This window comes from Sphingomonas sp. BL2 (genome assembly GCF_056680015.1).
The window spans coordinates 3,654,877-3,673,571 of sequence record NZ_CM155261.1 but is presented as its reverse complement, the minus strand read 5'-3'; the positions used below and the strand labels follow the sequence as shown (position 1 = coordinate 3,673,571).

The following is an 18,695-nucleotide window of genomic DNA, read 5'->3' as shown; positions in this document are numbered from 1 at the left end:
GGCGCCCTCAAGGTCAATTCGGAGCGAACCGGGCTGGCCAACGTTCTCGTGGCAATGCTGACATAGCATCGGAGCGACGGGGAAAGCATGGACGTTCAGCGACAGCATCCGCATGAGATAAAAAAGCGAACTGGTATCGCTGCGGGATTAACGGCGCTGGGTGTCGTTTACGGAGATATCGGCACCAGCCCTCTTTACGCTTTTAAAGTTGCCGTCACGGCTGCGGGCGGCGCTCCGGGCGCTGCTGCGATTGGTGTCGCTTCGCTTATCATCTGGTCGCTTGTTGTCGTCGTATCGATAAAATACGCCATCCTTATCTTGCGTGCGGACAACGATGGCGAAGGTGGGGTAGTAGCCATGCTCGCGCTCCTCGGCGCTCGCCATGCGGAACCCCGAACGCGGCAGGCCGCTCTTTTGATTCTGGGCCTGGTAGGCGCAGCACTCCTTTATGGCGACGGCGTGATAACACCGGCCATATCAGTGCTTAGTGCAGTCGAGGGATTGCAGGTCGACGCACCTATGCTGGCGCCCGCAATCGTCCCAATCACCATCGTTATTTTGATCGGTCTGTTCGTCGTCCAGGCCCGTGGGACCGGCTTTATAGGGCGTATTTTCGGTCCGGTGATGCTCGTCTGGTTCTTGGCGATCGCGTTGCTGGGCATCGCAGCGGTCGTCCGCCACCCAGCAGCCCTCCACGCGCTCAATCCAACGAATGCCATCAACTTCCTGCTTCACTCGCCACTGGGCGTAAGCTTTGCTGTCCTAGGCGCTGTGTTCTTAGCTGTTACTGGCGGAGAGGCAATGTACGCTGACATGGGGCATTTTGGCCGGTTCCCCATCAGGTTGGCGTGGTTCACGGTCGCCTTGCCCGCGCTGGTGCTGAACTATCTAGGACAGGCCGCGCTAATCGAGATGGATCCGTCGGCCGTCACCAATCCGTTTTACGGCCTTGCCCCTGGCTGGGCGCATTATCCCCTCATCGCTTTCGCAACTGCCGCGACGGTAATTGCCAGTCAGGCCATTATCTCAGGGGTGTTTTCGCTTACCCAACAAGCGATCCAGCTTGGCTTTTTGCCAAGGCTGGATGTTCGCCACACAGCGGCCGATCAGGAAGGGCAGGTCTACCTTCCTCTTGCAAACTGGCTTTTGGCAGCAGGTACGTTAGCAGCCGTCCTTATCTTCCGATCATCCGAGGGGCTAGCTGGCGCATACGGTATTGCGGTCTCTGGCCTCATGGCAATATCGACCTTCTTGGCGGCGTTGGTTGCGCTCCGGTGGGGATACAGCCCCTTGCTCGTCGTACTCGTTAATGGCGCCTTCTTCCTGCTTGATATGGTGTTTTTTGCAGCGAACGGGGTCAAGCTCGTCGAAGGGGGCTGGTTTCCGCTTGTGATTGCAATCGTCGTTGCGTTCCTGATGCTGACGTGGCGGTCGGGAGTACGGCTAGTTGAGATGTCACGAGCACATCAGCGTGAGGATGAAGAACACTTTGTTCAACGTCTCGACGGGGTTTTGGATTGTCGGACGAACGGTATTGGTGCGTTTCTGAGCGCGGCAACAACTGGCATACCACTTGCGCTGACGCAGCATATCAGGCACGGACGATCGCTCCAGAAACGCGTTGTTCTTGTTTCGGTTGTTGTGGTTGAGACACCTTATGTCCCAACGGAAACACGCGCTGAAACATCTAGAGTCTGCGACAATATGGATCGCGTGATTTTAAGCTTTGGCTTTATGGAAGTCATAAATATCCCTGACGGTTTGGCGGCATCCGGTTTATTTGACTCGGGCGATCTTACGGACGTCAGTTATTATATTGGCCAAGAGACAATCATCGCGGATGCAGAGATTTCAGGCATGGCGCCATGGCGCGAAGAAATATTTGTCTCAATGCAGCGAAATACGGCACCGACTGGAAACTCTTTTTGTATTCCATCGCAACAACTGGTTGTTGTTGGAACCGAAGTTCGTATCTGATCATCGTATCAGTCCCGGCAGCGTCGACTAGATCCGTTGACTGTTCTGACCCCTACCCCATTGAACGGCCCAATCTATCACGCGCCATCCTGTCCGAAACCACGCGTTAGTCACCAATCGGGGTTGGCGACGGCGTTTTGCGACAATCGACAGGGTGCCGTCCGAAATCACCCGTTTGTTTCACAATGGTAATTGGGGAGCGGTGAGAAGATGTTCGAAATCTTAAGCTAAGCCCTAGCCTTTGCGGCGCATAGATCGAGTGACGAGTTGCGTGACATGGATCGCCCACGATCGAACAGGACCAGCGATCGTCACGCAAACCCTCGTTTGTGGAGCGCCCGCTACGGTAGGATGCGCCCATTTGCCGACGTTCGCCGGTTCTGCGAAAGCGTCAAAATGACTGCTTTCGCCTTCATTGGAGCCGCTCTAGCGGAGATCGCCGGGTGCTTTGCCTTCTGGGCATGGCTGCGGCTCGGGAAATCTGCGGTGTGGATAGCTCCCGGCATCCTCTCGCTATGCCTTTTCGCATACCTCCTAACCCTTCCCCAATCGGATCAGGCAGGCCGGTCCTATGCGGCTTACGGCGGCGTCTATATCGCATCGGCGATCGCGTGGCTGTGGTTCGCCGAGGACACGAAGCCTGACCGCTGGGACCTCCTCGGGGCAGCAATCTGCCTTGTTGGGGCGGCGGTGATCTACTTCGGGCCACGAACGGCGAACGGCAGCTAACCACCACGTCCGGCCGTTCCCGTGCGCCAAGGGCTTAGCGTACGATTTAGAACATCTTCTCACCGCTGCCCTAATTGCGAAGGGGTTTCTCACACAGTTGCCTGCGAGCTAGGGGGCGTCGTTCAAACAGTGCGAAGGGCGGGAGACTCCAGTCCCAGCCAGAGCCTCGCTCTGGGGAGGCGTCGCAGCAGGACCCTTTCGACTATCGTCACGATCAACAACGTCAGCCCGAACAGTGGCATATAGATCCCAAGACCGACGATCGCTGCGACCAACACGGGCCGGTAGCGTGGGCGCGCCGATGGCACCGGAGCGCCCAACAAGCCCGTTGGTCGCCTCCGCCACCACATAACCCCTCCCGATACGGCTAGGACGACCAGCAGCAGCGCAGTGAGTGAGCCGAGGATCTGGTTGGCGATACCGAACAGCGCGCCCTCGTGCGCCGCGATGCCGTAGCCGATGATCCGGTCGATCCAATGGCGGTCGGCGAACGCGACACGGCCGACAAGGCGCCCTGTAGCACCATCCACCTGCGCGTCAGATCGCAGCGGACGATCGGCTGCGTCAGACGACACCGCCCACGGTGCACCATCATGCTCGGGCGGAGACAGCAGCACGGGCGGCGCGATCCGCAACGGCCGGACCGTCGCGATCACGCGGGCAAGTTCACCCGGTCGGATCGTGGGCGTGGCCATGACCATGCCGTCATGCCCGGCGTGAGGGCCGAGCATTGCGTCTGTTTTCGGCGTTGGCGCCTTTCCGCTGATCGTCCAGTCAACCGGACCCTGCGTCGCGCCCGTGAGCGTGCGGACTTCGCCGAGATAGCTGCCCCAGGCGTTTGCCCACGGAAGGCCAGTGAGGATCAGCCCGAGCGCGAACACCGACACCCAGATGCCGGCAGTCGCGTGAATATCACGCCAGAACACGCGTCGGCCGCCCCTCAGGCGCGGGTAGAGGACACCCGCGAGCCCTTTCCGGTTGCGCGGCCACCACAGATAGAGACCTGTCAGGAGCATGACGATCGCCCAGCAGGCGGCGATCTCGACGAGGTAGCTGCCCCACACCCCCGCCAGCAATTCGCCGTGAAGACGCGACACGACATTGAGCGGCCGATCTTCCTCGCCAATGACGTTCAGCACCGCAAGCGAGTGCGGATCGACGTAGACGCGGTGATCAAAGCCATCACTGGAGACGATGATACGCACGGCGTTTCCCGGCTTTTCTGGGAGCACATATTTATGCAGCGACGATCTCGGGACTGCCCCCAGCGCTGCGCGGACCTGCGCATCGGGTGAGACCGTCCGTCCGGCAACCGGGAGATGATCGTAGGGCCGGTCCAACACTGCTTCCAGCTGCGGCCGCCACAGATAGATCGTGCCCGTCAGCGACAGCCAGATGATGAACGGGATGCAGAACAGGCCAGCATAAAAGTGCCAGCGCCATACCGCGTTGTACCACCGCGCACCGGGTGTCCGCCAGCCGTTAGGTGGGTTCCCGTTCATTGCTGAAGTGTCCATGCCCGCCATCATAAGGCCTTGGTCAGACGTATCCCGACCGTCCGCGGCGGGCCGACGAGATAGGAAAAGTAGCTGGTCGCAGTAGTGTTGCCGGGCGACGTCGTGAACTCCTGACCGAAGACCGGTACGGCGTCGAACAGGTTGGTAACGAACAGGTCGATCCCCACGCCGCCACGCATCGTCACCCCAGCCGAGGCGTCGACCAACGTATAGGCCGGACGCGGCAGCACCTCACCCTCACCAAACCCGCTGTTGGACCCGCCGACGTGACGCGCCGCGGCGAACAGATTGCCGGTCAGGTCATCTGTGAATGCTGCTTCATACTCGCCGCGCACATTCCACAGCCAGCGCGGCACATCGAGCACACGCGACCCTGCCGGCAGAAGCAGGTTGGGGACGTCATTGCGGTAGGTCGCGTCGGTGAACGAACCGCCCGCATGAAGATCGAGCCCCCGGATTGGCGACACGGTGACCTCAAGCTCGCCGCCACGGCTACGAACCCGGCCGGCATTGACGGTAAAGGAGATGGTCGTCGCATTGTTGATCCCGCACGCTGTCTGGAACGCCTGCTGATAATCCCTCCAGTCGATCGCATAGGCAGCGCCGTTGATCCGCACGCGACCGCCCCACAGGCTGGTCTTGGCGCCGATCTCATAATTATCGGTACGGTCGCTGTCGTAGGGTGGCGGTACGTCGGGAATGCCTGCCGCGCGACGTTCCGCGGCCGAGCAGATATCGTCGGTCACGGGCGCATTGACGCCGCCCGTCCGGAATCCCTGCGAGTAGCTGGCGTAGAGCGTCGCGGCACGGCTTGGCTCATAGCTTAGCGTGAAGCGCGGTGTGACGCCGTTCTCGCGATTGCGCTCGTCATAGTCGTAGGCGAGATCGCCGCCTGCGACGCCACCGACCCCGTAGCGTCGGCTCGCCTCGCGCTGGCGATAGGCAAACACCCGTGCGCCCGCCGCGACCTTCACCTTCGGTACAACGGCATAGGTCAGCTCGCCGAACGCCGCGATCTCGCTCTCACGGAAGCGCACCGTCGTGTCCTGGATGACCGCCGGGCTGCTGGTACCGAGCGGCAGCGGCGCGGTGACGCCGAACAGGTCAGCGACGGTGATCGTACGGCCAGAGTCCTGATGAAGATCGCGGTAGAGCGCGCCGAACACATATTGCAGCCGCCCCGGGCCATCGGACACCGCACGCACCTCCTGCGTGAACTGCTTCGTGCGGCCGAAATCCTTGAGCGGCGTTGGGAACAGCTTGCCGCCTGGACCCGGTCCGACGATGTCCTCGACGATCGGAGAATCGAACGCGGTGACGTCGAACGACAGCCGGTTGCGCCGGTCGAGCCAGGATGAATTGGACGATACGGTGAAACCACCGAGCGCATCGAACCGGTTCTCGATCAGAAGCGAGCCGATCACGAACCGATCCTTGGCGTACGTGTCCGCATACCGCGCCTTGAGCCGCGCGCGCTTACCAAAGGTCACGTCGCTATGGGGGCGGTCCACATTGCTGTACGCGTCCTGCCACATCAGCGACGGCGTGATCGTCAGGCTCGGCGTGGCATTCCAGCGAAGCGCAGCGCGAACCGTGCCGGTACGCGTCCAGTTGACGTCCTTGCGGACCGCCGACGTTCCGGCGTTCTCGGTCAGGTCGCCGGTAGTGGGTCGGAGATCGTCGATCCAGCCGCCCTGCCGGGCAAACCCGCCCGATATGCGCAGTGCCAGCGTATCGGCGACGATCGGCAGATTGAGCATCGCCTTGGCGTCCCAGCTCGTACCGCCATCGGTTACGGTCGAGACGCTCGCCTGACCCAGTGCGGCGATCTTGGTAGCATCCGGCTGGTTCGTCACGATGCGGACAAGGCCGCCCATCGATGACGAACCGAACAGCACGCCTTGCGGTCCGCGCAGCACTTCGACCCGAGCGACGTCGAACAGCTGCGGGTCAGGTTGTGAAAAGCCGCGGAGCGCGCGGGTCTGAAGCGGGGTCTCGTCGAGATAGACGCCTGTGGTCGGCGACTGGACGAACCCGACCCCGCCGATCCCGCGTATGATGTACTGCGAGTTGCCGGGCCCAGTGGTCGCGAAGGCCAGGCCCGGCACGGAGTCCGCGACACGTGAGAAGTCCTGCGCATTGAGGTGGCGAAGCAGGTCAGCGGACAGGATGGTGACGCTTGCGGGCACGTCTTGGAGCGCTTGCGGGCGTTTCAACGCAGTAACGATGATGTCGCCGGTTTGCGCTGGTCCAACGCTCAGCGCGTTGGTCGCTGTTGCGTCGGCCTTCGTGGGGGATGCCGCCAGATCCTGAGCAAATGCTGGTACTGCGAGCAGGAGGCAGGGCAGGCATGCCCCCGCCAACAAGTGGGATCGGATCATGAATAGGCCTTTGACCGGCCCCGCGAAAGCACGCGGGCCGTGGACGTGGTTGCCCCTGAAGGAGCACGCGATCAGTTGGTCAAAGGAGGGCCGGTGGACCTCGAAGCGGAGGCCGAAGATAGCTGCGGCGAGTGATCGCCGGCAGCACGGTCGACGAAAGCCCGACCGCCATGACGAAGGCGATCAGGATGACGAACTGAATAGGATCGATCGCACCGAGCGATGCTGCTGACAGGCCCGCAAACGCGCACAGCATTTCAGCCTTGCCGTGATCCTGCGACTTGCCATGATCGGGCATGTCGCCGTGTATCTCCGGCATCGCCATCGTCACGGCTCGAGGGGCGACGCCGGAACATAGCTCGATTGTGATCCGGCCATGCTCGCTGCCGATCATGTACCCGGACGGTACGAGCAACTTGAGTAACAACGCTGCCGCGCACACGAGCACAGCGAAGTAGCGTTGCGCTAGGAGGCGACGAACGGCGAACACCGAACGCGGGTAGCGCAGGCAGGCAGTCCTGTCATTGCCGTGTCGATCTTCCCTGCAAACGGACGGGATCAGAGAAGGCCGAGGCTGTCTTGCCGATCGAAACCTTCCTCGGTACGCATTGTCCGTCAGGCCGGAGAAGTGTCTCCGACCCGACAAAGATCGCGTTGGTGTCCCGAGAGGGACTTAATAGGGAACACGGTGTGGGAGACGCTCTCTCGAAGCCGAGGCTGTCCCTGCAACTGTAAGCGGCGAGCGAGACGTACATCGCGTCCTCTTCTGGAGGGTGCAGCCACTGGACCAACGCCGTAACGGCCGAGATCCGGGAAGGCCGTATGTCGAGCGACGACCCGTGAGCCAGGAGACCTGCCAGCGTCTGGTCGCTCTTGCTTTGGTCCAGGGGATGGTCGGGGCACGGTTCTTCCGTCTGAGCGACGAACGAGCGGCGGGGGTCGCATCGGTTCGTGTCGCGGGCGCTTGCGTCCGCCTGCCGACGCGTGCCGACCGTTCACAGCGGACGCCCCCGTCCGAAGTCGCTTGGCGCACGGGGGACGGACATGAAGACTCTAAGATTACGAACAAAATGGCTCGAATGCGTGGCTATCGCTTCAGTATGTAGCACCACACCCGCATGGGCTCAGGTGCAAGGCACCGAGGCTGTGCCTACGCAGGTACCGAACGACATTGTCGTGTTCGGCCGAGGCGAAGCAAAGATCGGTGTTGCGCATGCAGCGAGTGAGGGCACCGTCGCCGGTGCCGACCTTCTGGTTCGCCCGCTGCTGCGCGTCGCTGAATTGCTAGAAGCGATCCCCGGCATGGTTGCCGCGCAGCATTCGGGAAGCGGCAAGGCCAACCAGTATTTTCTGCGGGGCTTCAATCTCGATCACGGGTCGGACTTCACGACCTATATTGACGGGGTGCAGATGAACCTGCGCACCCACGGTCATGGCCAGGGCTATCTCGATCTCAACGGACTGATCCCGGAGATCGTGGCGCGCGAGGATTTTCGTAAAGGGCCATACCGTGCTGATGGCGGCGACTTCGCACTGGCGGGAGCGGCGTACATGACCACGATCGACAGCTTTGCCCGGCCGTGGCTTTCGGTCGAGGGCGGCTCTTATGGCTATGGTCGGATCGCCGCGGGCGGGACGATTGATGGGATTGGTGCGGGGAAGCTGACGCTCGTCGCACAGACCAAGGTCTACGACGGACCATGGGAGGAGCCTGAGCATCTGCGACACGCATCTGGCTTCGCGAAGTATACCGCTCCAGCTGGCGCAGGCCAGATCGAAGCCTCGCTCAACGCCTACCGCGCGACCTGGCGTCCGACCGAACAGATTCCCGAGCGCATAATCGGTACCGCGCTCTGCAAGAACGTGTTCTGCTCACCCGATCCGACGGCACGCGGCGAAACGACACGCCTCGTCGGCAACGTCGCGGTCCGCCAGCCCGACTGGCACGCCAATGTGTATGGTCAGTTCTACGACTGGTCGATGTATTCGAACCCGACCTACACCGATCCGGACGGGACCAGTGCGCAGATCCGCCAGTTCGACAAACGCTGGATCTTCGGCGCAAGGGGCGAAAAGCACTGGACGCTTGCACCGACCCTCGCCGTCTCGCTCGGTAGCGAAGAGCGCTACGACCATATCGGTAGCGTCGGTGTATATCGCACCAGCTCGCGATCCTTCCTGTCGTCGCTCGGTCGCTATCATGTCGAGGAAGCGTCGGCGGCATTGTACGGCGAAGCGACGTGGACGCCGGTTACGGGTCTCCGCCTGATCGGTGGGGTCCGCGGCGACTATTACCACTATGTCGTTCGCGCCCGGGATCAGGCAGCGGTAGTGGCCGGCGAGGGTAGCGGTGACGACACGATCCTGTCGCCCAAGGCGTCGATCGCGTACTCGCCAACCGATCGGCTGGAGTTCTACGGTAACTGGGGCCGAGGCTTCCACTCCAACGACGTGCGCGGCGCGGTGAATGTCGAAACGCCGGTGCCCGTGCTGGTTCGCGGCAACGGCCGTGAAGTCGGCGCCCGGTGGCAGTTGCCGGGCATCACGCTGACCGCAACCTATTGGTGGCTCGACGTCGACAGCGAACTGCGCTTCGTCGGAGATTCCAACGCGGTCGAACCGACCGGTGCCAGCGAGCGTCGTGGCTATGAACTGGTGGCGTTCTGGCGGCCAAGGCCGTGGCTTGCGATCGACGGCAACTATACGGCAAGCCGATCGCGCTACGACAATGGCGACCGCATTCCCAACGCCTTCGAGAACGCCGCATCCGCCGGGATCGCGCTGGTGCTTGATCCGTGGGAAGCAAGTGTTCGCGTCCGCCATCTCGGGCCCTATCCGTTGATCGAAGACAACAGCGTCCGAGATTCAGGAAGCACCGTCGTCAACGTCCGGGCGGCTCGCAAGATCGGACGGTTCGAGGTGTACGGCGAGGTGCTCAACGTCCTCGACAGCCGCGACAAGGACATCGCCTATTTCTATGAATCTTATATTCCATCGTTCGATACCGCGGGACCGACAGATGATCGGTTGAGCCGGGTAGTTGAACCACGCACCTTGCGCCTGGGTGCCCGGGTGAATTTCTAGGCAGTGCCAGATGATCGCCAGCCGCGAATGAAGCTGGCGATCATTTTTATTGCGGTACCGGTTCAATGTTCCCGCGCTACCCTGTGGGGATGGACCGTTGTTCCCCTACCAGGGGCAAAACGGATAGGGGCTATAACGTCAAGCCGAACACACTGTCTTGGTGCTTTGTGAGAGGCCAGCCCCTTAGTTCCTTTCTTCGGCTCTATTACGCTGCTCGTTGTCGTTTTCGTTGTCATTGTCGTTGTCGGCGCTGTCGACCAACGGTGCGACGGCTTCGAACACGACGCCGCCAGAAAGGTATGAGATTTTAGCCGTTCCACCGGTTTCGTGCGCCAAAACACGCTGAATGAGCTGTGTGCCAAAGCTGGTCCTCGTTGGCGGTTCAACCGGTGGGCCTCCTGACTCAATCCAGGTGAGGTGGAGATCATGTGGCTGCCAGCCGTCCATGACCTTCCAGCTCAGATCAATCACGCCCTCGGCGGTCGATAGCGCGCCGTATTTTGCGGCGTTGGTTGCAAGCTCATGGAGGGCAAGGGCGAAGGCGACGACGAGGCGGGGCGGGAGCTGAAGGTCCTCGCCGGAAAGCTTAAACCTCTGCCCGTCTTCCACCCCAAAGGGGGTAAGGGTACGCTCGACCAGCGCACGCAGAGATGTGCTTTCGAACCTGCCACTGATCAGCAAGTCATTCGCGGCCGACATCGCATGTATGCGTGCTTCCAGCGTCGTGCCGGCCTCCTGCACAGAGGTCGCCCGGCGCATCGTTTGCGAGACGATCGCCTGCAAGGACGCGAGCGTGTTCTTCACCCGGTGGCTTAGCTCATTAGCCAAAAGGGTCCGATGCTCCTCAGCGCGTCTCCGCGCAGTCACATCCTGGGTTGTCCCGACGATTGCCAATGGTGTGCCATCGGCGCGGTAGCTGGCCTGCCCCCGGATCTGTACCCAACGTTCCTCGCCTGCCGGCGTCCGCAAGCGGTACTCGATATCCAGCAGCGATCGGTCGCGTACGGCGCGCTCTATGCCATCGACCTGCATCTGCCGGTCTTCCGGATGGATCGACTCCCGCAGTTCGTCGAGGGTCAGAGGATCGGTCGGGGCACGACCGCATATCCTCTTGCATTCGGCAGATGCCGTCAGCCTGTACGTATCGAGATTGATGCTCCAGGACCCGAGACGGCCGGCATCAAGAGCAAACTGAAGCCGTTGCTCGCTCTCCTGAAGCTCGGCAATGCGGCGCTCTACCTCTGCTTCGAGGGCATCGCGATCGAGCTGAAGATTGACGAGGCGTTCGCGCTCAAGAGTGACGTCGTACTGCGAGGCGAAGAAATAGAGCAGCACCCCGTCGTCGTTAAACACAGGCGAAACCAGCAACCGGTTCCAGAAATGCGTGCCGTCCTTCTTGTAGTTCAGCAGGTCGAGTTCGATCGACTCCCGCGCACGTATCGCGTCTCGAACGCGGCAGACGTCGGCCATGTCCGTGTTCGGTCCCTGCAGAAACCGGCAGTTGCGACCCATGATCTCGCTGCGGGCATATCCGGTCAGCTTCCCAAAGGCGTCGTTCACAAACACAATGGGATTGTCAGGCAACCGGGGGTCGGTGATGATCATCGGCATGCGCGTCGCGCGGACAGCCGAGGCAAAAGGGTCGGACCCGCTATCGCCGCGCGTCAGTTCGCGTACGATCCGCGCTTCTTCCTGGATATCTCGCAAACGTCACTCCGTTCGCGCGCTCAACGGGCCTTATGTCGTTGGACGCTACGCGTTTTTAGCTCTTTAATGTCAGTAGGCTAAGATGGCTATTGCGACAAGACTACTGGGTTAACAGCCTGCAAACGACGCCGGCATGGCCCGCAAATACGGCCATGCCGCGGTCGCATTCCAAGAAAACGAGCGTAAAATCCTCGCGGGCCGCAACTCGGCCCATGGCGGGCGGGTTAGAGCTCCATGACCCTTTCAACCGTACCTTACGCGCTCGTTGTCGATGATGATCCGCTCATCATGATGGATACGACTGCTATCCTCGAAGACGCCGGATTCCGCTTTTACGAGGCCATGGATGGCGACGAGGCGAAGCGGGTCTTAGCCAACAATTGGGAAAGCATCGTACTGCTGTTCTCTGACGTCGACATGCCCGGCGACACCAACGGCTTTGCGTTAGCACGGCATGTCGCCGAACGCTGGCCGGCGATCGAAATCGTGATCGCGTCCGGTCATGTTCTACCAAAAGCGGGCGAAATGCCTGAAAAGGCCACATTCATCTCCAAGCCGTTCAACAAGCAAATGGTGCACCAGCATTTGCGGAATATGCTCCCGGACAACAAATTGCCGGAGCCGCTTAAAAAGGCGGTTTGATCAATGACACTGCTTATTGGTTAAAGCCGAAATAGTCGAGATGGGGAGGAATGATATCAATGTCGAACGATCGGGATCACGTCGATTGCGGAAGCTAGCAACGCACCAACGACCGTGAGGCCAAGGTTGTCCGCGAGTTCTAGTAACACTTCCAATTCGTCTTTCAGGTCTTGGGCCGTCAGCGGGTTATCGGAGCTCATAGAGACAGTATATTTGTTTTAATCCAGCGACGTCGATAGTATGGATGTGCGACGCTCACTGCGATTTCTACTACTGCTCGTAAGCTAGCTTAACGGATGGCGGCTATCGTGAGATATGATCGCACGCCCAAACGTCCAAATTTGGGCGGAAGCGGAATGGCCGGAATTGGTGGAAAGCAGAATGGCCGCTTTCGAGCGAACCGTGGCCTGAGCGGACGTTCGTTCATACGGCGGAGCGGATTTAATGATTGAATCCGGCTCCAGACCCAGCGCGTTCTTCGGATCCGCTGGTCACGACGACCTATTGAGCTATGTATTTGATCAGGTGTTTCCTTTTCCGCCAAAAATCGATGCGGTGGACTCGCGAACGGTCATCCTCGCGGGTACCGTAACCGGGGTGGCGGTCGTTGGGCCGTTGACGTGGTCGGCGATGATGAGGTTGACGGCCAGCGCGGTGACTTCGGCGATCGGCTGGACGATGGCGGTCAGCGACGGATGCGCCAAGCGGATGATCGGGGTATCGTCGAAGCTGATCAGAGATAGGTCCCCTGGCACGGCGAGGGTACGCTCGCGCGCGAGTTCGAGCGTCGCTAGCGTCATCTGATCGTTGCTCGCGATGATCGCGGTCGGCGGCTCGTTCAGTGTCAGGAGTTCCGATGCCGCGGCGCGACCAGAGGCGTGGCTGAAGTCGCCGATCGCCAGCAGATCGTCCGTCGCCAGGCCAGCCGCCTGCATCGCCGCACGCCAGCCGTCGACCCGCCACGCGCTCAGCTCATATTCCGCCGGCCCGGCGATAAAGCCGATCCGCCGGTGGCCGAGGTCGAGCAGATGCTCGGTCGCGATCCGTGCCGCTCGCGTGTCGTCCATGATCAGTCGGATGCCAGGCCCGTCGGTCAGCGAGCCGATCCGTGCGAAGCTGATGCCGTGTGCCTCGAGCAGGTTGATGATCAGCGGATTGCCCGAATGCGGGGGCGTCAGGATCACGCCATCGGGTTGCAGTGCGGCGATCGCGGCCAGCAACTCGCGCTCGATATGGTCGCTATGCGTGTCGACGAGCTCAACGATCAGGCGATAGCCGTGTTCGGCGCAGGTCAGCATCCCGCCGAGCATCATCTGGTCGAACCAGTCGGTCCCTTGCCGCGCGCGCCAGTCGGCGATGGTTCGCTCGCGGTCGTTGAGCGCGAGGATCAGGTACGAGCGTGATCCGCCCATGCGTTGCGCGGCGATCGACGGGACATAGCCGAGCTTGTCGATCGATGCCTGGACGCGTTGCATCATCTCGGGCCGGACACCCGTTTCCTTGTTCACCACGCGGCTGACAGTCTGCAGCGAGACACCAGCATCAGCCGCGACATGCTTGATCGTTACCGCCTGACGCCGCCGTGCCATGCGTCTGAACTCAGGCTGCGAGGACGGGTGAGGGGGCGGGTGCGGCGCCGCAGTAGCGCGCGACGTACTCGGCATGCTCGGGCAACCCCGCGACGGTCGCGTTGGTGCCGTCGCGCAGGCCGCCGAGCAGCCGCGCCAGTTCGTCGTCGCGCAGCTTGGTCGCGATCGGGTGATAGCTCCGCGGGACGATGCCCTGGCCGAGCATCACCTGCACCCAGCTGTTCTCCGCGAACAGCTCCTCGTTCTTGCGGAACACGCGGCCGGTTTCGCGGAATAGCTCGATCTTGTGTTCGAGCGAGGCGGGGATCGGCATCGCCGCGCATTGCCGCCAGAACGCGCTGTCGCGGCGGTTCGTCGCCTTGTAGTGCAGGATCAGGAAATCGCGGATCTGCAGCATGTCGGTATGCTGCTGGTCGTTGAACTCGGCGACGTCGCGGGGGCTGACTGGGCCCGACGGGAACAGCCGCAGCAACCGCAGTACGGCACGCTGGATCAGGTGAATGCTGGTCGATTCCAGCGGCTCCATGAACCCGCCCGACAGCCCAATCGCGATGCAGTTGCGATGCCATTGCTGCCGCCGCGCGCCGGTCACGAAACGGATCACGTTCGGCTCCGTCAGCGTCTTGCCCTCGATATTGGCGAGCAGCCGGTCGAGCGCTGCGTCGCGGTCGAGATAGCGGCTGCAATAGACGATGCCGTTGCCGGTGCGATGCTGGAGCGGGATGCGCCACTGCCAGCCCGCATCATGCGCCATTGCCCGCGTATAGGGCAAGGCAGGCCGCACGCTCTCGGTCTGAATCGCGATCGCGGAATCACACGGCAGGTAATGCGTCCAGTCATCGAACCCGGCGTGCAGCGCGCCCTCGATCAGCAACGCGCGAAACCCCGTGCAGTCGAGGAACAGGTCGCCCTCGATCCGCGCGCCGGACTCGAGCACCAGCGCGGCGATGTCACCGCTCTCACCGTTCAGCTCGACCTGCGCGATCCTGCCTTCGAGGCGGCGCGTGCCGTCGGCCTCCGCCATCTTCCGGAGGAACTTGGCGTAGCGCGTCGAATCGAGCTGGTACGCATAGTTCATCCGGTCGTCGGGCAGATGCGCGAATTTGCCCTGCAACGCAGCACGCAGCTCGAGACAGTAATCGTCGTAGGGCTGCGCGTGACCCTTGGTCAGGCCGTGCAGCCAGAAATGCTGGAAGCCCGCGGACCAGTGATCCTTGCCGGTGATCCCGAACGAGTGGAAATAGCGCTCGCCACGATCCTTCCAGTCGTCGAACAGGATGCCGAGTTTGAACGTCGCCTGCGTCTCGCGCATGAACTCGGCTTCGTTGATCCCGAGCAGGCGGTTGAAGGTGATCATCGGCGGGATCGTCGATTCGCCGACGCCGACCGTGCCGATCGCATCGGATTCGACCAGCGTCAGCTCGATCGTGCTGCCCATCGTGCGCGCGATCGCGGCGGCGGCCATCCAGCCGGCGGTGCCGCCCCCGGCGATTACGACGCGGCGTATAGGGTGTTCGGTCATCGGCTGAGCGCTCTCAGGAGGAAGGCGCGGAGGCGACCCGCGGTGTCGGCGGTGAGCGGCGCGAGCACGCCGCGCGCCGCCTCGGGAATATGGTCCGTGACGTCGGGACCGTTGGCGAAGACATACTGGTCGAACATCTCGCGCCAATGCGCCTTCTCGTCCGCGGGCAGGTCGCGGATCGCCAGCATCGCGTGGTTGAGCGCATCCTGTGGCTGGCCGAGCCAACGCGGCGTCTCGCGCCACCAGTAATTCACCAGCACGTTGAAGTCGGACAGCCCCTCGACATGATGCCACCACATCGCGGGAATGTAGAGCGCGTCGCCAGCCTCCAGTTCCGCGACCTGGCCGTGCTCCAGCGCCTGTCGGAAACGGGGGTGTGCGGCGAAGTCCGGATCGTGGAAATCGACCATGCTGACCGCGCGCCCGGCCGGCGTGTTGTCGACCGGGCCGAGGTAGAGATTGCGGAACTGGTCGCGCGGGAAGACCGTGAAGCGGCGTCGCCCGACCGCGACGCAGGCGAGATTGTCGGGCACGTCGTTATGCGCGGCGATCCGCGTCCGGGTGCCCATCCAGATACTGGCGAGCGGCGTGCGGACGCCCAGCGCGACATGGTTCGCCTCGTGCAGCCCGACGAAGAATTGGTGCATGTCGATCGACGCGAGATAGATGGCATGCGCGTTGGCCACGCCTTCGTTGGCGTCGATCCGTGCGAAGATCTCGGGCAGTTTCGCGCGCAGCATCTGGAAGTTCATCGCGTGCGCGGCGTCGTAGAACAGTCGCCCGCCGCTGTCGGGCATCGCGACGGAGACCGCGAAGGGCAGGTCGCGGGCGTGGCCCTGGATATAGTCGCGTGCCGCTCGCGACGATTGCAGTCCCGCGCGCACCATAGGCCAATCCGCGATCAACCCACGGCCAATGAACGGCGTGGTCGCTGCGCGCAGATGCACGTCCAAGTCTGCGGGATCGCGGATCTCGATCTCGCGGATGCGCGGCATGGTCGCAAAGATACCGGGATCGGCGTCAGCCACGCGTCATCCGCCGGTTCTTTCGCGCGATCAGGTCGCCGATATTGCCGAGCGACGCGAGCGCCATGAAGATCGGCATCAGGTACCCCGCGGCGTGCAGGTCGGCGACCGCGGCATCGTCGAGCGCGACCAGTCGATCCTCGTCGATGACGTGATAGCCGACCAGCCGGTTCTTCGAGCCATCGTCGAGCGTGACGTCCATCGTCAGCGGTTCGAGCAATTCGTAGCGGCGCAACGTGGCGAAGAAGTCTGCGGACGCGACATAGTCGGTGTCGAGTGCGCGGAGCTGATCGGCGATCCGTTCGAGATACGGCGTCGGCCGCCCGGTATCGTCGAACACGCGCGTGCCTTCGCGGGCGCCGATACGGGGGCTGGCCATGTCGAGGTGGACCTGGCGGACGTCGCCCGCGCCGCGCCCCACCAGGAACGGCTGGCTGTCGATCGCGAGCGGGCGATAGCGCGCGTCCCATCCGGCGTCGGTCAGGAACAGGTTCTCGCCGGGCTCGAACCCGAACATTGCGAGCGCGGTAAAGCTGTCGCGCGTCTGGTCGAGCTGGAACAGGATCGGATAGTGCGTTTGGACGCGGCGAAACTCGCTGGGGACGGTGATGCAGGTCATCACCGCGTCGCCGAGCGCGGGCGTGCGCTCGGTGCGGATGCGCAGGTCGCGGTGGTCGTCGGCGGTGAGGATGACGTGGTCGGACATCAGGCTGATAATTCCATCGCAGGAGCAGTCGTATGCCGCAGGGCGTCGAGATACGCACGATTGCTCGGCAGGCCGGCAGCCAGCATACGCCTGCGCTGATCGATCTGTGCGAGCAAGGTTTCCGTGCGCGCCCGGTCCGCCGTCGCGATCGGTCCGCGGGTCGGCGGCGGAAAGCCCATGCCGTACAAGACATACTGATAGCTCGCGGCGGGGAAGATCTCGTCGATCATCGGGAAATCGGCGCGCGACGGTGGCTGGTGCCGCCACAGCGCCAGCAGTTCGACGAGGCGCGGGGGGATAGAGGCGGCGTCGCGGTGATCGCGCCAATAGGGTTCGTCGCGTTCGCTGAGCACGTAATGTAGCTTGAGGAACTCGACGATCCGGTCCCAGCGATAGCGGAACAGCGTGTTGAAGCGGGTCGCTTGGATGTCCATCGCGCCGCGGTGACTGGGGAAATTATCGAGCAGCGTATCGAGCGACAGTTCGATCAAAACGATCGCCGAGGCTTCAAGCGGCTCCAGGAACCCGGCGGAGAGCCCGACCGCGAGGCAGTTGCGCTCCCAGAATTTCGCGCGGTGGCGGGACTGGAACTTGAGCTGGCGGAAGGTCGGCAGCGGCGCGTCCGGCGCGTCCGGCGCGGTGGCGCGGATATGCCGCGTAAGCGTGTCCGCCGCGGCATCGTCGCTCAGATGCCCGGAGGAATAGACGCAGCCGATGCCGCGCCGGGTGGGCAGGCCGATGTCCCAGATCCAGCCGGCGGCATGCGCGGTGGCGTTGGTCTGAGAGGCGATCGGGCTGCCGGCCGCGACGGGCATCTGCACGGCGAGCGCGCGGTCGTTGAACAGTTCGCGGTCGCGGTCGATCGTTGCGACACCGTAATGGTCGCCAATCAGCAGTGCGGCGTGGCCGGTGCAGTCCACGAAAAGGTCGCCGGCGATGGCGCCCGATGCGCGCGTGCGGACCGCGACGATATCGCCGTGCTCGGTGCCGTCGATGCCGACGACGTGGTCGCGGACGTGACGGACGCCGAGCCGCTCGGTCGCGTGACGCGTCAGCAGCGCCGCGAGCTTGCCGGCGTCGAGATGGTAGGCATAGTTCAGCGTGCCGGCATAGTCGGGCATCGCCCGCTGGCGTGGTGCGAGGTCGTGATGGCAGATCGCGCCCTGCGCGCCGACCATGTCCGCGAACCGCCCGCCATGCTCCGACCAGGCCGAGACGAGATCGCGCGGGTCGCCGTCGACGGGGGCGGTAAAGGGGTGAAGATAGCTGTCGTCGGCCGCGCCCGTGCGCCAGCCGTCGAACCGGGAGCCCTGCTTGAACGCGGCATCGCAGGCGAGAAGGAAGTCGGTTTCGGTGATGCCGATACGTTCGAGCGTGCGACGCATCGTCGGCCATGTGCCTTCACCGACGCCGATCGTCGCGACATCGGGGGACTCGACGAGGGTAACGGAGAGCGGGCGCGCGGTGTCGCGATCGGCACGCGCGGCGATCAGGCAGGCGGTAAGCCAGCCGGCCGTGCCGCCGCCGACGATCACGATGTGCGTGATCGGGTGGTCGCTCGTGATTCCGGGGCCGGTATTCGTGGCCATCGTCCGTTTCCTGTTTCCCTATCTGCGCGTGCCAACTCGTTCCGTCCGCGGCGGTTGCGCCATCCTTGGCCGTCATTCTGACGAAAGTCAGGACCCAGGGTACCTGAAGACGGTCGTCATTGGCTCTGGGTCCTGACTTACGTCAGGATGACGGAGCAGTTCGAGACCGTCCATACCTCACGCTCTTCCCCCGCCAGGGGGAGGTGGCGCCGTAGGCGACGGAGGGG

General features: G+C 62.8%; 14 protein-coding genes and 1 riboswitch. Of the genes, 4 read left to right on the top strand and 10 right to left on the bottom strand.

The annotated features are described in order from the left end of the window. Positions 1 to 87: 87 nt before the first annotated feature. Both AC1ME3_RS16845 and AC1ME3_RS16840 read left to right on the top strand, forming a co-directional pair. Positions 88 to 1,977, top strand: a complete 1,890-nt coding sequence (locus tag AC1ME3_RS16845; RefSeq protein WP_480954101.1) for a potassium transporter Kup — start codon at positions 88 to 90, stop codon at positions 1,975 to 1,977. Between the two features lie 396 nt (positions 1,978 to 2,373). Then, positions 2,374 to 2,706, top strand: coding sequence for a YnfA family protein (locus AC1ME3_RS16840; protein ID WP_480954100.1), 333 nt, complete (start codon positions 2,374 to 2,376; stop codon positions 2,704 to 2,706). Between the two features lie 122 nt (positions 2,707 to 2,828). On the opposite strand, the gene AC1ME3_RS16835 is transcribed toward AC1ME3_RS16840, so the two are convergent. From AC1ME3_RS16835 to AC1ME3_RS16825, 3 genes are all read right to left on the bottom strand, one after another. After that, entirely contained in the window at positions 2,829 to 4,223 is a 1,395-nt protein-coding gene (locus AC1ME3_RS16835) for a PepSY-associated TM helix domain-containing protein (protein WP_480954099.1), read from the bottom strand. An 8-nt stretch (positions 4,224 to 4,231) separates the two neighbouring features. Then, a complete protein-coding gene (locus AC1ME3_RS16830) occupies positions 4,232 to 6,604 on the bottom strand; it encodes a TonB-dependent receptor (RefSeq protein WP_480954098.1) in 2,373 nt (790 codons plus the stop codon). 79 nt (positions 6,605 to 6,683) lie between these two features. Next, positions 6,684 to 7,094, bottom strand: coding sequence for a DUF2946 family protein (locus AC1ME3_RS16825; RefSeq protein ID WP_480954097.1), 411 nt, complete (start codon positions 7,092 to 7,094; stop codon positions 6,684 to 6,686). A gap of 148 nt (positions 7,095 to 7,242) precedes the next feature. After that, positions 7,243 to 7,479, top strand: a riboswitch (cobalamin riboswitch). Positions 7,480 to 7,648: 169 nt separating this feature from the next. On the opposite strand from AC1ME3_RS16825, the gene AC1ME3_RS16820 reads away from it, so the two are divergent. Continuing rightward, positions 7,649 to 9,688 (top strand): TonB-dependent receptor, encoded by a 2,040-nt coding sequence (locus tag AC1ME3_RS16820; protein WP_480954096.1) that lies wholly within the window; start codon positions 7,649 to 7,651, stop codon positions 9,686 to 9,688. A 183-nt stretch (positions 9,689 to 9,871) separates the two neighbouring features. Here AC1ME3_RS16820 and AC1ME3_RS16815 read toward each other — a convergent pair whose 3' ends face one another. Next, a complete protein-coding gene (locus tag AC1ME3_RS16815) occupies positions 9,872 to 11,395 on the bottom strand; it encodes a PAS domain-containing protein (protein WP_480954095.1) in 1,524 nt (507 codons plus the stop codon). Between the two features lie 234 nt (positions 11,396 to 11,629). Between AC1ME3_RS16815 and AC1ME3_RS16810 the strand changes: the two genes are divergently transcribed. Then, on the top strand, positions 11,630 to 12,037 hold the full coding sequence (locus AC1ME3_RS16810; protein ID WP_209570587.1) for a response regulator: 408 nt from the start codon (positions 11,630 to 11,632) through the stop codon (positions 12,035 to 12,037). 56 nt (positions 12,038 to 12,093) lie between these two features. Here AC1ME3_RS16810 and AC1ME3_RS16805 read toward each other — a convergent pair whose 3' ends face one another. From AC1ME3_RS16805 to AC1ME3_RS16780, 6 genes are all read right to left on the bottom strand, one after another. After that, positions 12,094 to 12,237, bottom strand: coding sequence for a hypothetical protein (locus AC1ME3_RS16805; protein WP_480954094.1), 144 nt, complete (start codon positions 12,235 to 12,237; stop codon positions 12,094 to 12,096). Between the two features lie 321 nt (positions 12,238 to 12,558). Next, on the bottom strand, positions 12,559 to 13,626 hold the full coding sequence (locus tag AC1ME3_RS16800; RefSeq protein WP_056059918.1) for a LacI family DNA-binding transcriptional regulator: 1,068 nt from the start codon (positions 13,624 to 13,626) through the stop codon (positions 12,559 to 12,561). A 10-nt stretch (positions 13,627 to 13,636) separates the two neighbouring features. Then, positions 13,637 to 15,148 (bottom strand): tryptophan halogenase family protein, encoded by a 1,512-nt coding sequence (locus tag AC1ME3_RS16795; protein WP_480954093.1) that lies wholly within the window; start codon positions 15,146 to 15,148, stop codon positions 13,637 to 13,639. Next, the gene (locus tag AC1ME3_RS16790) at positions 15,145 to 16,176 is read right to left on the bottom strand and encodes a cupin-like domain-containing protein (RefSeq protein ID WP_133021367.1); all 1,032 of its coding nucleotides are present in this window, start codon (positions 16,174 to 16,176) and stop codon (positions 15,145 to 15,147) included. The genes AC1ME3_RS16795 and AC1ME3_RS16790 overlap by 4 nt, the downstream gene beginning before the upstream one ends. After that, positions 16,169 to 16,879, bottom strand: a complete 711-nt coding sequence (locus AC1ME3_RS16785) for a SapC family protein (protein WP_480954092.1) — start codon at positions 16,877 to 16,879, stop codon at positions 16,169 to 16,171. The genes AC1ME3_RS16790 and AC1ME3_RS16785 overlap by 8 nt, the downstream gene beginning before the upstream one ends. Next, complete coding sequence (locus AC1ME3_RS16780) at positions 16,879 to 18,468, bottom strand: tryptophan halogenase family protein (RefSeq protein WP_480954091.1); 1,590 nt, start codon at positions 18,466 to 18,468, stop codon at positions 16,879 to 16,881. The genes AC1ME3_RS16785 and AC1ME3_RS16780 overlap by 1 nt, the downstream gene beginning before the upstream one ends. Positions 18,469 to 18,695: the final 227 nt, after the last annotated feature.